This window comes from Cytophagales bacterium (genome assembly GCA_033344775.1).
Classification (GTDB): Bacteria; Bacteroidota; Bacteroidia; order Cytophagales; family Cyclobacteriaceae; genus JAWPMT01.
Genome location: JAWPMT010000004.1, coordinates 1,594,603 through 1,612,082 on the forward strand (window position 1 = coordinate 1,594,603; position 17,480 = coordinate 1,612,082).

The window sequence follows — 17,480 nt, forward strand, 5'->3', positions numbered from 1 at the left end:
GTTTAGCTAAAATCACCCCCCTTCGAAGGGGGATTTTTGTGCTTCTTTTGGATAATTCCAACAAAGAAAAACCCTGTTAGGGGCTTGGAGCCCTAACAGGGTTAAATCTACAATTCTTAATACTGAGATTCCGCAAGGCCGCAGGACGGTAAAAATCCCACACCCTTCGTGCACTCCCTTTCGAGAAAGGGGGACTTTTATGGACTATCCGACAACTTCTTGATTCGGATGTGCTCAGTCATGGTCGGTGAAGTGATCATCAATTGATAGATGCCTGTTGGCAATTGTGACAGATCGATCTCTGCATCGAACTCGTTTTCTCTGAATCTACCGTAACGCACCAACTTTCCTCGGATGTCATATACGCTATAACTCATGCTACCCAGCGACAAGGTACTTGAGATGTTCAATCGCTCTACCACTGGATTCGGATAGGCTTTGATCTCAAATTCCTGAGCTGTTGCCATCACAATGATCACATTGGAATACTCGTAGGAACCATCAAAGTCAACCGTTCGCAATCGGTAATAGTTGAAGCCTACCACAGGACGCTCATCTTCGAAAGCATATTCATTGATCGAAGTTTCGATATTGCCTGCACTGATTCTTCCTAACTCCTCATATTCGGTCCCGTCAAGCGACCTTTCTATTGCCATGAAGTCTACATTCTTCTCATTGGCCGTTACCCAGTCCAACCATACAGAACCGTCTTCATATTCACCTTCGAACGAGAGCAGATCCAAAGGCAATGGTAAAGTATCGTCATCCTGATTGGTCACGGATACCGTTTGATCGGCCAGGCCATCAAATGAGTTATCAGTGGTACTACCTGTATTGATCGATAATGTAAGGTTGTAAACTTGATTACCATCCAGGTCGGCATCATCTGCTGGAGTTATGGTCACCGTTTGTGCCACATTCCAATTGAATTCATCAAAGGTCAACTGTGTTGGACCTACGGAACCTTCATCGCTGGATTCCGTCAAATCAATTACTACAACTTGTCCAGTTGCAGGTTGGACATCCAGCACTACCGTAAACTGATCTGTTGTACCATCTTCGTTGGTGGTCGCAGTAGTTTTGCTCAAGATGTATCCTTGATCATTGTCTGCATTAGTCACCGCAATGATTTCATCTGCCGCTGCGTCAAATCCATCATCACTGGCTGGATCATTCACAGAGGCGGTGATGTTGTACGCAATATCACCATCCAACAAGTTGTCATCAACTCCTGTTACGGTCACTGTTTGTGCTATGTTCCAGTTCGCGTTAGTAAACGTCAACTGATCAGATACTAACGTCGCACCGCTGATGCCACCTTCAGTCAAATCCGCAACTGTCAGATCAATCACCACATTAGTCGTAGGAGCTACTGTCAACTCAACCGTGAAATCGGCTGTTGTTAGGTCTTCCGATGTATTCAAGGTATTGGTACTCACCCGAATGGACCCTTCATTATCGAGGTTGGTTCCGTTCACCGTTTGATTCGGCGCGTCATCAAAATTATCGTCACTCAATGCATCACTTACCGATACCAATACCGTGTAAGCTATGTCCCCGTCATTATCAAAATCATTGGCACCCGTTACGGTGACCGTTTGAGCCATATTCCAATCGCCGTTGGTGAAGGTCAGTGTCGAAGTGCTTAGGGTTGCCTCATCACTGGTCGTGGATACATTGATTACCACATTACTGGTCGGCTGTTGGGTCAATACGACTGTAAAGTTATCGGCAGTGAGATCTTCACCCGTCGTAATGGTCGTCGTATTCAGTATGAAACCACCATCCAGATCGATGTAGTTCTCCGTGCCATCATTGTCATTATCCGGCTTGCCACCGAGGTTACCATAGAAATTTCCGCCATTGTCCGTATCGAACAGATCAATGATCCCATCGCTATCTGTATCTACAAATCGCCCGGAATTAGGGTCAAGGAAGTTTGGCACATTGTCCATGTCATCGTCATCGTTGTACCAGAACAGATTTAACGGATCATAGAAACTCGCATTACCAAAAGCGGTTGCCCGAGCGGTGTAATCATCGGTGAACGTGTCGTCTTCATCGTCATCGAAACCTTCATTGTAATCAAATACACCATCGGCATCCGCATCGATATCCAGGTAATCCTCACTACCATCTCCGTCGGTATCCGGCAAAGCAAGTGGTGTTCCGCCATTGGTTGGATCATGCAAATTACCCCAACCATCGCCATCGGTATCTCCGGTGGTATCCAGCACCCCATTGCCATCTGTATCACTTCCGCGGCCTTCGATGAGATCGGTGATTCCATCACTATCTGAGTCCAGATCAATTCGATTCACCAGTCCATCTCCATCAAAATCCCCATCTGCCAGAGCAGCGCCACCTTCATCCGTGTCAATGATGTTTATGATCCCATCACCATCGTCATCAAAGTCGAAGGTATCCAAAATGCTGTCTCCATCTGCGTCGGTTCCTGCGGTCTGGTCTGAATCGAACGTATCGTCAATATCATCTCCATCCGTATCGACTCCACTTCCGCCATTGCTGGCAAAGTTGTCTACATCAACATTATCAGGAATCCCATCATCATCTGAGTCTTCTATCCCATCCAGAATCCCGTCATTATTGCTGTCCGTTCCTCCGGCTTCTACAATGTCCGGGATACCATCATTGTCTGAATCCAGATCAAAGAAGTTCGGTACACCATCAAGGTCCGTATCATACTCATCCCAAATCCCGTCCGAGTTAGCATCGGTCAAAGGAGTGGTTCCATCCAGTCGGTTCGGATTGTCAGGATCATTGTAATTAAATACGCCATCACCATCCTGATCACCAAATGGATTTCTCAAGATCGTGTTGTCATATTCATTCGTATCAGAAATACCATCATTGTCACCATCGGCATCCTGGCCATCCGCTACCCGGTCCCTGTCACTGTCATTGAAGAACAAGTAATCCGGGGTAGCTCCTCCGCCCTGAAACTTATCATTGGTCCAATTTCCATCACTGTCTACATCCTCTACCGCGGTAGAAATATTGTCTTCATCATCATCCTGATCACGGAAATCCAGGGTACCGTCACCATCCGTATCCTGCAGATTAGCACTGGTTCCGTTGATGTTATTTACTCCTCTTCCGGAGAAGTTGTCATACAGATCCCAGAGTCCATCGTTATCCGTATCCACGTTGTAGCCAGTCTCATCCGTCAAATCCAGGTCCAGATCTGAATCCAGCTCACTGAATCCATTTCGATTGGCATCAAATCCTTCAATTTGATCACCGACGAAACCTATGCCGTCATTGTCATTGTCCGAATCTATGTCTCTGTAGTCAGGCTCGGTATCGGAAATGGTGAAAGAACCATCCGTATTGATGGGCACAATGGCTGTTCCTCCATTATCAGGATCATAGCTATCATCCCAACCATCGCCATCCGTATCCGTATCCGATGGATTGACTCTTCCAACGGTTGTTTGGGCTTCCACATTATCTGTGATTCCGTCATTATCGGTATCCAGATCCAGGTAATCATCCAGGCCATCGGAATCAAAGTTGGGCTTGGCCAAAGGTGCTGACTCCACCGCATCAACAATTCCGTCAGAATCGCCATCTGTTCCAGAGAATCTGCCCGTACTGGTGCTAAATGATCCAATCGCAGGTGTCACTCCACTGTTGGCTTCAATGGCATCCAAAATTCCATCGTTATCAGAATCCAGGTCAAAGAAGTTAGGTATCCCGTCCCGGTCCTGATCTACCCGATCGTCTACGCCATCACTGTTTACGTCAGTGATGGTGAAGTTGACGTCATTGTCATCCAGATAATTAAAAATACCATCCCCATCGGAATCCCCAAATGGTGTTCCGGCATTACCAGAGACGTCTGAACCTACCGCATAGGTTGTACCCGCATATTCATCGGTGTTCAGGATACCATCATTATCCGAGTCTGCATCCGCACTATCAGAAATGTTGTCTCCATCTACGTCCGGGTTGAACAGGTAATCAGGTGTAGTACCTCCACCTTGCGTAAAGTCATCGGCAAAATTGGAGTTGGTATTATTGTCCTCCGCAGAAGTCAATAACAAGTCATTGTCATCATTATTATCTCTCCAATCCTCAGCGCCATCACCGTCCGTATCCTGACGATTGTTGTTGGATCCAGTAAGATTGGCTATGGTACCCAATCCATTAGAATTATCAAAGATGAGCCACAGACCGTCATTGTCCGTATCCACATTGTATCCGGACCCTCCTTCATCGGTGATGTCATTGTCGCCATCGGTATCCCATGAAGCGAAACCGTCACTGTCGGCATCAAAAGCTTCGATGTTGTCCAGTACGGTATCATTGTCCGAATCCGTATCCAAATAATCCGCATTATCTGTTCCATCGGTATTCTCAGGAGTTATTGCTGTACCTCCGTTATTACCATCGTATACATCCAAAATTCCGTCCGCATCTGTGTCACCCGCTACAGGAGCAATATAACCAGCAGTGGTTTGTGCCTCTACATTGTCAACAATACCATCGTTATCAGAATCAAGGTCCAGGTAGTCACTAATTCCATCAGCATCTGTATCGGATGCAGAGACCGGAGTTAGAACAGCAAATGTAGCACTCACGTTGGCTAACGTTGAGGAAGTGGCACCGGTGCAGGTAATTTGATTTACACCTGTCCCACCCTGAATGGTGATGGTCACTGTACCGTCATCATTGGCTGCATTCCAATCGGCTGCATTTATGGTAATATTATTATTCAGCACATCACAGTCTGCACCAGCAGCATTATCAAATGTACCCAGATCAATACCCCCTTCTAAGGTCACTGTATAGTCTTCATTTGCCTGAGGGCCATAATCTCCCGATATATCGAAGGAAAAGGTGGCATCAACCAACACGTCCGTTGTACTTACAGTAAAATTGATCGTGTGCAATGGCCCTGTTGCTGTCAAAGTTTCATCAGCAGAATTCACTACCGTTGCTGTCCCAAAGGCATCATCCAATCCATTATTATCTGTATCCGTGATGCCTGATCCTTCGTCCAGGGTTCCGTCTGCATTTCCATCGGTCAATCCTACTTCAAGTATATCGGTTATGCCATCATTGTCAGAATCCAGGTCCAGGAAGTCTGGTCGACCGTCTAAGTCTCGATCGAATTGATCGATGACCCCATCACTGTTGGAATCGGTAAAGGTCGTAGTATTCACTCCTCCAGTATCCGTATCTGCCGTGTTTACCGTGCCATCGCCATCAATATCCGAATCTTGATAGTTTGGAATTCCATCGCTATCGGTATCCGCAGAGGGGTTGATCGCAATGCCACCCGCTTCGTCCGTATCCAGGATACCATCATTGTCTGAATCAAGATCCGCTACATCATCCTGACCATCACCGTCATTGTCCTGTACACCATATAGATAATCCGGGATTGGTGACCCGCCTGCACCAAACTCATTGGTAGGATCACCATCGGCAGTATCCGTATCCTCTGCAGAAGTCAGCGCTCCATCTCCATCATCATCGGTATCTTGATGGTCCCACGTCCCATCAGCATCTGAGTCCTGTGCATTTGAGGATGAACCGATAACGTTAGCAGAGGTTGCACTGAAATCCGTATCGAAGAGGTCTCTTAAACCATCATTGTCATTGTCAATCGCAAAACTGGCTTCATCGGTTGCATCATTATTACTGTTGCTATCCCAATCCGCGAATTGTGACCGATCGTCATTGGCTCCTTCCACTGCATCAGGTACATTATCATCATCTGAATCTGAATCCAGGTAATCGGCACTGCCAGTACCATCTGTGTTGACAGGTACCAAAATGGTTCCTCCGTTATCTGGATCATAAGCATCGTCTAAACCGTCATCATCCGAATCTGTATCAGAAATCGCGATGAATGTCCCATTCGTTTGCGCCTCCAGGTTATCAACAATACCATCATCATCCGAATCGATATCTCTGTAATCTTCCAGTCCATCACTATCACTGTTTACCGGATTGATCGGAGTAGATTCCTGGGTATCATTCCAACCATTACTGTTGCTATCAGTAAAACCACTGATCTGTGCATTCGCAGTATTAATTGTTTGACCGAATTCCGTCACATCAGGAATACCATCACCATCAGAATCCATGTCTCTGAAATCCTTATTTCCATCCCCTTCTTTATCGTCTTGTCCGTAGGGACTGGCCTCCACGGCATCATCATACCCATCACCATTGGCATCGGTATCGAAGGTGTTATCAATGCTATCACCATCCGAATCACTGCCTCCCGTTTGATCCACATCAAACGTGTCGTCGATTTGGTCACCATCTGTATCTGTTCCGCTACCACCATTGGTCGCGAACTGGCTCACATCGACGTTATCCGGTACCCCATCATTATCAGTATCTAGCTGATTATTTACAATCCCGTCATTATCAGAATCCGTTCCTCCTGCTTCCAAAATATCCGGATAACCATCATTGTCTACATCCAGGTCGCGGAAATCGAGGACACCATCTCCATCGAGATCTGAGTTGCCTATTGGTGTTCCGCCATTGTCAGGATCCACGGAGTTAGCAAGGCCATCGCCATCGGTATCCGAAGAAAAATCATCCACCGCACCATCGTTATTGGTATCGGAACCACCGCTCTCCACGGTATCGGTGAGCCCATCGTTATCACTATCCAGGTCCTGATAATCTCTTATCCCATCATTGTCTGAATCAGGTCGGGTCAGGGCTGTGCCACCATTATCGACATCCACCAAATCCGCCATACCATCTGTGTTGGTATCAGTAAGATCATCCAGTACACCATCACCGTTCGTATCTGTTCCACCATACTCAATCAAGTCAGGAATTCCGTCATTGTCACTGTCCCGATCCAGGTAATCTACCAGGCCGTCTCCATCGTAATCTGCAGGAGTTATGGTAGCTCCACCATTATCCGCATCATAAGTGTCGGCAATCCCATCTCCATCTGAATCAGGATCTGAACCGTCTATGATGTCATCGCCATCTGTGTCAGTTCCTCCGACGATGCTGAAATCAAAGGCATCATCGATGCTATCGCCATCACTGTCTACCCCGCCTGTGCTATCTACATCAACATCGTCTGGGATACCGTCATTATCAGCATCTTCTATTCCGTCGGCAATACCATTACCATCCGTATCTGCTCCTCCGGATTCAATCAGATCCGGAACTCCATCATTATCAGAATCTCGATCTCTGAAATCAGGAATACCATCCAGGTCTTGATCGAATACATCGAAAACACCATCTCCATTGGTATCAGCAGTTGAGGTCAACCCTACTATATCCGCATCTCTAAAGTTTGGAATTCCATCCGCATCCGCATCACCGGATGGATCTACACTTTCACCACCAGCTTCATTGATATCCAGAATTCCATCGTTATCCGAATCACCGTCATTGGCATCAGTTATTCCATCATTATCAAAATCATTAAAGAACAAAAAGTCAGGTATGTTAGCTGTAGGATCGGCATTTAAGTCATCAGCAAAATTGCCATTGCTGTTGGCGTCCTCGTCAGCAGTGGCTACCGCGTCATTATCATCGTTGCTATCTCTCCAGTTTCTAAAATCAATACCATCAGTATTTTGGAGATCTGCATTTGATCCGGTTTCATTTCCAGCGGTTCCCTTGGTCACTGTATCGAACAGGTCTGACAGTCCATCACCATCTGTATCTACATTGAATGAGCCATCATCCAGGAGGTTATTTTGATTGGCATCCCAGTCACCAAAGCCATCCTGATTTACATCATCTCCTTCTATGACATCCAGTACGCCATCATTATCGGAATCCGTATCCAGGTAATCCTGAACATCCTGGCCTTCTGTATTCACCGGAGTGATTAACGTTCCTCCTGCATCCGGATCAAAATTGTTGTCGATTCCATCGCCATCTGCATCTGCATTGGCCAAACCAAAAAATGCAGCTGTTGTCTGGGTCTCAATAATGTCGGGTATTCCATCGCCATCACTATCAATATCGCGGTAGTCACTCAAGCCATCACCATCCGTATCAGGATTGGCCAGATCTGAAGACCCGCCCGCAGATACATCGTCGGTATCCACAAAATTCATGATCCCATCATTGTCAGGGTCCTGAAGTGTAAATTGTCCTGTAGTCGTGCTCAATCCAAATGGAACAGCTCCTTCATTCGCTTCTACTGCATCCCAAACGCCATCATTATCACTGTCCAGGTCGAGGAAATCGGGTACACCGTCCAGGTCGGAATCAAATACATCGTAAATGCCATCGCCATTAGAATCAGCAGTAGAAGTCAGGGCGCCTGTAACTGCAGCGTCACTTGCATCTCTATAGTTTGGAATACCATCACCATCCGTATCTTCACTAGGATTGACAGTTTCACCATTGTCTTCATCTTCGTCTAATATCCCATCATTATCAGAATCCGCGTCTAGCGCATCTACGATGGCATCACCATCATAATCACCACGGAATAAATAATTCGGCGTAGCCGATGATCCTCCTTGTCCTTGTGTTTTATCGTCAGTAAAGTCGTTATTGGTGTTGGTATCTTCGCCTGAAGTCAGGATACCGTCATTGTCATCATCCGTATCCTGCCAATCATCATTATCGGCCCCATCGGTGTTTTGAGTTGGAGCGGCTGTACCTCCATTATCAGTATCAAAAACATTCCAAAGTCCATCATTGTCGCCATCGCTATCGAATCCTGAAAAGTCTGCGGTCTCAAGTAAATTGTTACTGTTCGTATCCCAATCAGCAAACCCATTGAAGTTAGCGTCGTGGCCTTCAATAATATCAGCTACCCCATCGCCATCAGCATCGGATGAAAGGTAATCGGCCGTTCCGTCAGTGTCGGTATCTACTGTTGGTAGGAAGGTACCGCCATTTGTTGGGTCGTATATATCCAACAATCCATTTCCATTGGTATCACCAGCCACTGAGGCAATGAATGATGCGCTGGTCTGAGCTTCTTCATTATCAGGAATTCCATCGTTATCTGAATCAATGTCGCGAGCATCGAATAAAGTGCCATCGGCATCCGTATCTGGTTGAGCTAGCGCTACCGTTTCCTGTGTATCGTTCCACCCATTTGAATTCGTATCTGTGAAACCAGCAATTTGCCCGTTACTTGCATCCGCCGAACCTCCAAACTCAATGACATCCACGATACCATCATTGTCGGAATCGATATCAAGAAAATCGTTGACTCCATCACTATCGGTATCGATCAATGTATAGGCTGTTCCTGGCGTTGGATTGGTTACCGTATAAGAAGCTCTTATATTAAAAAGACATGAACCATCTTCAATGCCATCTCCATCAGCATCATTACAACCACCCACATTATCGTTAACACCAGTTCCTGCTTGTACGACAATGGTGATTGCTCCATCATCATTATTCGCATTCCATGTCGCTTGTGGAATAGTTACTGTAAAATCCGTTGTTAATGCGCAATCCGCTCCACCCGGATCAAAAGTTGTTCCCAGCCCTGTTCCATCAACAGAAACAGTGAAATTTTCATTGGCTTGTGGGCCATAATCTCCCTGAATATCGAAGATAAGATCTACGTCAGCTGTCGCATCCAGCGTAGATATTCCCGTAAAGGTAAAGGTATGGGTTGGTGCATCAGCTTCCTGACAATCATCAGGAGCTGTCAAATTATTCGTAACAGATGCCCCTTGAAATGAATCATTAACACCATCGGCCGTGGCATCAACAAATGTGTCAAGTTCACCATCCCCATTGGTATCAGGCTGGTCATTTTCCTGTAGATCAGGCACTCCATCGTTATCACTATCCAGGTCTAGTGCATCAATGACGCCATCCAGGTCCTGATCAAAATTGTCATTGACCCCATCATTATTACTGTCAACATATCCCGCAAAATCCGCATCCAAATAGTCAAATACGCCATCGCCATCTGCATCACTATAAGGATCACCTTCTACAGAATTTAAGATACCATCATTATCAGCATCCAAATCATTAGAACCATTGACCCCATCTCCATCAGGATCACAATCAAAACTGAAAGTCACATTTTCCGTGTTGCTTTGCAGAAACCCATAAGACCAGGTGTTTACGGTAATGCCATCACCCGTATTACCATTCCAGGTATGTTGCCCTGTATTGGTACCCGTCAACTCTACATTCGGCGAGGAGTTCAGGCCAGTAGACCGGTCATCCCAATAAATGAGGTCAAAACTGGTCTGTGGTCTCACATCAATCATGTTGATCCCCACATCATTAACTTCTGGATCAAAAAGTGGGATATGCAAAGGACCTGCACTGAATCGACCACTGATGTTGATACTGGTACCACTCGGAACCGTGGCATTAAATCCGTTTAATCCATCCCAGGAGATTGTTGCTGAACCTGTGCCAGAGGAAGCGTCGATGAGTTGTTCGAGAATGACATCCTCTGTTCCATCATTGTAACCAGGTGTTCCATCCAGATCAAGAAAAACGGCGATCACTCCACTTTGATTACTTTCAATGGTGATACTGGCCTCTCCACCTGTACCATCTCCATTACAGCCAAAAACGGCCTGGGTGATCCTAACAGTCGGTAAAATGGTTGTGGCATAAATTTCTACGTCAGGGTTATTGATGAAAATATCGTATTCCAATCCTCCAACGTCATTATCTTGAGATCTTCTGGCATCCCTAAAATCGGTCACTCCATCACCGTTGAGGTCCGAAGTTCCAGCTATACTGGCACCGGTACTGTTGGCGAATACACTGGTCGCAAATGGCTCAATTCCTGCCAGGTCAATTTCTTTGATGTAATTCCCGGCACTTGCCCCAGCTACTGTTGATGGGATCCTTATGAATAATTGAAAGTCGTCTGAAAACTGTTGTCCGAAAGCGCCACCATTGAACGCCCATCTTTTGCAAAACATTCGACCAGGCTTCTCTGTCGTGCCATCATAAACGGAGACATCCCACAAATCGTACCAGCTCTCTTCACCACCCGCTTCTACCAATTCAATGTAAAAGTCCTGATCACTGCCTGTCGTGTTGGTATAAGAAATCGCATTGTATCCTGAGACACCCACTACCGCCGCAGGACCAGCCAGTGCTTCTGCGTATGATTCTATCACACCAGTTCCTGATGCAAAACCAGAACTCTGCGTAGTTCCGGCATCCGCCGTAAAGCCGAATGTATTGACCAAAGTACCATCATTCTCACGAAGGGTAAGTGTGGCATTTCCAAAAGTATTACCTCCCAATCGGAAGTTCGTCAATGGTAAGATTCGACGAAATCCCATGTATACCGTCTCCCCTGCCTTAATATGAATGTAGAGTCTTTCATCTGCAGTAGCCGCTGCATTCAGGAAATTACCCGATGTACCAAATTCCTGGTCGTGCATCAGATATCCGACAAAATTATTTGCAGTAGTCGCGGTACCCGTAGCCGAAGGAGTCAGGTTTTTCGAGCCTTCCGCAAAGGATAAAATTGGAACCAGCAGAAAAGACAGTGCTGCCAAACGAATAAAAGTCGATGCTCTAAGCATGTTGGAAAGAGTTGAGAAAAATACGAGGTAGGTAGCAGAAAGAATTGAATACCTCGAACGAAAAAACGACGTTGAATTGGGATAATCACTAGTATTCTTGAACTTTAACCCTATAAGAGATTTACTAAATCTCATCATACAGCTATCGCCTTGAACACAATTGTTCATGGTAGTGCAGGAATCAACACGGTTCATATCGTCGGGCATTTTTGTCTTACGCTTAAATGAATCAGCATTTAACGTCTACTGATACACTTTATGCTAGCTAGTTGTTGGTTCACGGTTAAAAACCAACTTCCTCAAAGATAGATAAAAGAAGAATATTGTAGTGATTGCAGGTCTTTTTTAACTATTTCAAGAATTTTCAAGCTATTGCTTATTGTCCGTTAGGCGACCCTTCTGGTCAGGTAAACAATTAAAGTGGATCAATAACACAGCTAAATTATCCAACTCCTAGTAGGACATATCTAATATTCGACTAATCGGATGAATTACTCGATCAACCACTGAAATACGCGTTAAAACACCTAACAGCGAGATTTAATCGGTTGAAAAGCGCCTGAAACGCAAAATTGTGTCCCCCGATTGGATTTCTAACGATTGGGAAAAAACGGAATTGATCAGGAAAAAACCCCCATCGGAAAAGCGTATGGAATCTGTGAAAATCTGCTCATCAACCGAGGCATTCCCTTTCTCAATTCCCAACGTATCGTACAAGGTACCTCCCGGACAGTTGGGTCTCAGGCGACGTAATGATAAGGAGTCATCTGTATTGAGTTCAAACATGAACAATACTGAATCTGCACAGTCATTGAGTAGTTGATCACCATTGAGCAAAATAGATGTAGGAGACCAGGTTGCCTGGTCGCCACCTGTCAACAATCGCTCGACTTGATAGTCATAGAGCTGGCTACTAAAGTCCTCGCTGCACGCCCAAATGAAACCTATCAGTAAGAGCAAAAACTTACCTGACTTCACCATCGCGATTGATAATTAGGAAGCCCAACTCACCATTGGTCAGCGGATATTGCTCCTGAGGATAGAGGAAGATCGTGGTTTCTCCAATCTCATGGCTATAGGTCGTGTATTCTGGTTTTCGACTGGTTTGTGCATTGACAGACCAATTGAGTTCTCCCGCTAATTCCACATTCACGACATTGATATTGGACTCTCCGGCTACTAGCTCTTTATAGATGTAAAATGCAACCTGAGAAGAATCGGAAGACAGGGTATCTGTCTCGAATGCATAATTGATGTCGACATAAAGTAGTTCTGTCTCAAATCGCCTCTCCCATACGAGTGACCGATCAGCTCCGAATCGAGCCACAAACCCGATCACGGAATCTCGCTTAAACCCCCAAGTCATGATCTCATTATCTGGAAGATCAAGGTATCCTTTGGTTACAAAATCACCTTCATAAGTGTTGTCCACTACGTGTAAAGGAATGGTATCTGTTGCGGTAACGCCCCAATTGTCTCGCATGAACCAAAAGTCTTTGTTGGCTTGCCAATAGTCTCGCATTCCAGCTATCCATGAACGCGTACCTGCAGCATAGTTTTTCAATCCGTTCGCTCCTCCGTAAGCCTGAAGAAATTCCGGATAATATTCGGCTCCCCGAGTTATTTCCATGGCGTCAAGATCAAGTAATTCATCAACCGCATCCATTGCATCCATGATACTATCCGCCATGCCTAATTGATAGGCGATCACAGAACTGTCCAGTAACATGGTATTCATCGTTGTATCAGTAAGAAAACGAATGGCATTCTCTTTCATTTTAGCATGCAGCAATTTTCTTGGCAATGGCTGCGAATCATATTTATTCAGCGTTGTATTCAAAACAGGAGGAATGCTTTCGGGGGCGGCCAAAGCAGTTCCGGATTTTAACGCATTGGTGGCTTGCATCAGCTGCTTATTGAGTGATTTCAGTCCATTTTTCATCGTGAAAATCTCTTGATTCAGGAGGTTCCTTGATTTAGAAGCCCAATCAGAAAACTGCCAGGTACGGATGATAGTGTTACTATCCGGAAACTTCGGAGTTCGTTCCGAAAATTGCTGGACAGGCAGGTACTCGATATTACTGTAATAATCCTCGGCTCCCAGCTCCTTGCCTACTTTCATCGTCTCGTTGGCTTTGTCATCAAACGACTTGAAGGCCGCTTGCATGTCACCCAACACGGTAATGGTTTCAAGATCCGACTTTAAAAGAAAATCGTAGTAGCTCGATGAATTTGAAACAATCCCATTAAAGCTTTTCAGTAATACGCTTTCAATGCGTGTCAATTCACCCACGGCCTGATGGAATGATCTCACCGCCGCGATTCTGTTTTCAACAGTTGCTATTTTTTCCTCGATGGCCAGATGTACATCCGACATTTTAATCCCAAACTCCCCTGAACGCAGATCGCGCCGATTGAAAGCTTGATAATACTGATCATTTTTCTTCAACTCTTTTTCAGTGATCAAGGTGATGCTTTTGCGATAATAGCCAAGCGCGTCTTCACCGTAAGTGTACAAGGCCGCCGTATCCGCCACAATGTCTTGTAGCAGGAAATGCGCTTCGGTGATCAAACCCATCTGATAATGGGCGTTGGCATGTTCCGAATTTTTTTCATCATCCAGGAATCGCTTCAAAAGCGGCTCGACTTTGTTGAATTTCCGAGCTTCCAGATCGGGGAATATTTCCTTGTACTTTACTTTTTGCGCAGAAAGTGTACCAACAGCAACGAGCAGGAGGATCAATAAAGAGAGCTTCTTCATATTCCTTAATTATATCCAGTAAAAGTACAAAAAACGAACTTGTATTCAGGTCTTAATCGGGACAGTATTACCAGAGCTAACTCAATTAACGGTTGAACTTCCCCTTCAGCATGGCCAGTTTTGCCTGCAAATCCCCTTCTGGCTCTGAAGAACGAGGCTTTTGTTTGGATTTGAAATTTGGCTTTTTCTGACGTTCCTGACCAAATGGATCGGCTTTCAAGGAAAGGGAAATGCGCATGCGGGAAACATCGACTTCCGTCACTGTTACTTGAACGTGTTGCTGCAACTTCACCACCTTGCTTGGATCATTAACAAACTTATCGGCCAGATGTGAAACGTGAACCAGGCCATCCTGATGTACTCCTACATCCACAAAAGCACCAAATTTCGTGATGTTGGTTACGATACCCGGCAATTTCATTCCTACGGATAAATGGGTAATATCCGTGATGCCGTCTGCAAATTGGAAGACTTCAAAGGCTTCTCTGGGATCTCGCCCTGGTTTGTCCAGCTCCTGTACAATGTCTTGCAGGGTAGGCAACCCGACTTCATCAGTCATGTAGTTCTTCAGGTTCAGTTTGCTGCGGAGCTCCGCACTGCTCATCAGCTGAGACACATTCGCTTGCAGGTCTTTTGCCATTTGCTCTACAATGGCGTATCGCTCGGGGTGAACCGCGCTGGTATCCAGTAAGTTTTCTCCATTTTGGATTCTTAAGAACCCTGCTGCCTGCTCAAATGCTTTGTCCCCCAATCGTGGCACCTTTCGAAGGTCTTTCCTCTGCTTAAAAGGACCATTCTCATTGCGATAAGCAACGATGTTTTCTGCCAATTGAGGACCAAGCCCCGACACATAGGTCAGTAATTCTTTGCTAGCGGTATTCAGTTCAACTCCTACCCCATTCACACAGGCCATTACCACGTCATCGAGTGATTTTTTCAAGGAACTTTGATCTACATCATGTTGATATTGCCCTACTCCAATGGATTTCGGATCGATTTTCACCAATTCCGCCAGCGGATCCATCAAACGACGACCAATAGAAACAGCACCTCTTACCGTCACATCCTGATCCGGGAATTCATTTCTGGCTGTTTCGGATGCGGAATAAACAGAAGCACCACTTTCACTGACGACAGTAATCACCAGATTAGCTGGCAGGTCCAATGCTCGAATGAATTGCTCAGTTTCCCGGCTTGCCGTTCCATTTCCAATGGCAATGGCTTCAATGTTATGTTGCTTGACCAGGTGCTTCACCGTCTCACCCGCTTTCATGGTCTCGCGTTGCGGGGTATTTGGGAAAATTGCTTCAAATGCCAGCAGCTGACCTTGCTTACCCAAACAAACCACTTTGCAACCTGTACGATAACCAGGATCTACGGCCATTACTGCCTTTTGTCCCAGGGGTGCGGCTAACAACAATTGTTTCAGGTTCTCGGAGAATACCTGAATGGCTTCTCCATCGGCCTTTTTCTTGGATTCCAGTCGGACTTCATTTTCGAGACTGGGTTTCATCAGCCGTTTGTAAGCATCTTTGATCGCTCCTTGCACCTGCTCTGTAGATTCATTGTTGCCTTTCAAAAAGCGCCTTTCCAAACGAGAAACGGCTTCATCTTCATCTGGTGCAATGTCCACCAACAGCATCATTTCTCGCTCTCCACGCCGGATAGCCAGCAGTCGGTGAGAAGGGATTTTGTCAATGCCTTCTGTCCACTCAAAGTAGTCTTTGTATTTAGCGGCGGCCGTTTCTTTACCTTTCAGGACTTTGGAGGAAATCACCCCTTCCTTCATGAACAATCTTCTGATCTCATCTCTGGCGCTGGCGTCTTCATTGATCATTTCAGCAATGATATCACGTGCCCCATAGATCGCCTGAAGCTCGCTGCCAACTCCTTTTTCTTCGTTCACGTATTTAGCTGCTTCGGCCATTACATCTTCAGGTCCTTGCTTCCACAGGAATTGTGAAAGTGGCTCCAGCCCCTTTTCCCTCGCCACGGAAGCTTTCGTTTTACGCTTGGGCTTGTATGGGAGGTAAAGATCCTCCAACACGTTCATCGTTTCTGCTCCGTTGATCTTGGCTTTCAATTCCGGAGTGAGTTTTCCTTGTTCCTCGATGGAGCCTAAAATGCTTTCACGTCGTTTGTCCAGATCACGAAGCTGCTGAATGCGATCGCGGATCGTACTGACTGCCAGATCATCCAAACTGCCGGTTCGCTCTTTCCGGTATCTGGAGATGAATGGAACTGTGGCTCCTTCATCCAATAGACTAACGGTAGCATCGACCTGTGAGGGTTTGATCAATAATTCTTTGGCAATCTTCTCCGAGTGAGATCTCATTCAATTTTATTTTTTGAGGTGCGCAAAAAAATAGAAAAAGTTGGAAAGTGAGAAAAAGAAGGTGGGGTATTATGCTGTCTTCCCGTATATATCAGCAAAAGTTAAGCATTAATGAAAGTAAGTGCCGTCATCTGGTTCGATTCTAAAGAGCAGCAATACTACTTTTCCAACATTGCTGATTTCAATTCGATGGTCGCCATGAACCACGCAAATCCTGACAATGTCCTTTTTCAGTTTAATGAAACGACCGAAAGGATTGGGCACAAGGTGCTGAAGGAATTGAGGTGCGCACAGGTAGTGGGGTGAATTTGAGAGAGTAATCAACCGTGATTGCACAGTGAGTCTATTGGACTTCTATTTAGTAATCCCTCTTATCAAGGGGGCTAGGGGGATTCGAAGCTTTCCAGACTTCAATGAAATGATATATTTCGCCTAGAACAAAGGTCATAATAAATTTCACATCCAGATCGTCAAAACGGAGGAATGACACCCCCATTTGTTCCAAAAGGTTTTGTCTTCTCTCATCTCCAATCGATGCCTGGTCATGAACATGACTCTCTCCGTCCACTTCAATCACAAGATTTAGCTTCTTACAATAGAAATCAACAATATAGTTATCTATTGGTTTTTGACGATTGAATTTGAATCCTTTAACCTGGGCAGCCCTCAATTCATTCCCAAAGTAAAACTTCGGAATATGTGCTATTATTCCTTAGCTGTCTTGAAAACTCCTTAAGGTTTTTGTTATAGGGTAAGTAATACACGTTATTCTGAAAGTTGTTTGAATCGTAATTTGATAAGAATCCCCCACCCTTTCCGGGCACCCCCTTTCAAGGGGGACTCCTTTAAATTGAACGACAAATTCTGTTAA

General features: G+C 45.4%; 6 protein-coding genes. 1 reads left to right on the plus strand and 5 read right to left on the minus strand.

The window, feature by feature from the left end:
• Nucleotides 1-197: 197 nt before the first annotated feature.
• From R8G66_15670 to R8G66_15685, 4 genes are all read right to left on the minus strand, one after another.
• The gene (locus tag R8G66_15670; GenBank protein MDW3193810.1) at nt 198-11,513 is read right to left on the minus strand and encodes a T9SS type A sorting domain-containing protein; all 11,316 of its coding nucleotides are present in this window, start codon (nt 11,511-11,513) and stop codon (nt 198-200) included.
• Between the two features lie 540 nt (nt 11,514-12,053).
• Nucleotides 12,054-12,494 carry a hypothetical protein gene (locus R8G66_15675; protein MDW3193811.1) on the minus strand — a complete coding sequence of 147 codons (441 nt, stop codon included), beginning with the start codon at nt 12,492-12,494 and terminating at the stop codon, nt 12,054-12,056.
• Nucleotides 12,478-14,274 (minus strand): hypothetical protein, encoded by a 1,797-nt coding sequence (locus R8G66_15680; GenBank protein ID MDW3193812.1) that lies wholly within the window; start codon nt 14,272-14,274, stop codon nt 12,478-12,480. Before R8G66_15680 ends, R8G66_15675 begins: the two co-directional genes overlap by 17 nt.
• A gap of 85 nt (nt 14,275-14,359) precedes the next feature.
• Nucleotides 14,360-16,609 (minus strand): Tex family protein, encoded by a 2,250-nt coding sequence (locus R8G66_15685; GenBank protein ID MDW3193813.1) that lies wholly within the window; start codon nt 16,607-16,609, stop codon nt 14,360-14,362.
• Between the two features lie 111 nt (nt 16,610-16,720).
• On the opposite strand from R8G66_15685, the gene R8G66_15690 reads away from it, so the two are divergent.
• Nucleotides 16,721-16,915 carry a hypothetical protein gene (locus R8G66_15690; protein MDW3193814.1) on the plus strand — a complete coding sequence of 65 codons (195 nt, stop codon included), beginning with the start codon at nt 16,721-16,723 and terminating at the stop codon, nt 16,913-16,915.
• Between the two features lie 52 nt (nt 16,916-16,967).
• Here R8G66_15690 and R8G66_15695 read toward each other — a convergent pair whose 3' ends face one another.
• Nucleotides 16,968-17,279 (minus strand): endonuclease domain-containing protein, encoded by a 312-nt coding sequence (locus R8G66_15695; GenBank protein ID MDW3193815.1) that lies wholly within the window; start codon nt 17,277-17,279, stop codon nt 16,968-16,970.
• Nucleotides 17,280-17,480 lie beyond the last annotated feature (201 nt).

What these genes read in the sequence shown, in the direction of transcription:
- R8G66_15670 (MDW3193810.1), bottom strand. Translation starts at nt 11,513, where the DNA reads ATGCTTAGAGCATCGACTTTTATTCGTTTGGCAGCACTGTCTTTTCTG.
- R8G66_15675 (MDW3193811.1), bottom strand. Translation starts at nt 12,494, where the DNA reads ATGGTGAAGTCAGGTAAGTTTTTGCTCTTACTGATAGGTTTCATTTGG.
- R8G66_15680 (MDW3193812.1), bottom strand. Translation starts at nt 14,274, where the DNA reads ATGAAGAAGCTCTCTTTATTGATCCTCCTGCTCGTTGCTGTTGGTACA.
- R8G66_15685 (MDW3193813.1), bottom strand. Translation starts at nt 16,609, where the DNA reads ATGAGATCTCACTCGGAGAAGATTGCCAAAGAATTATTGATCAAACCC.
- R8G66_15690 (MDW3193814.1), top strand. Translation starts at nt 16,721, where the DNA reads ATGAAAGTAAGTGCCGTCATCTGGTTCGATTCTAAAGAGCAGCAATAC.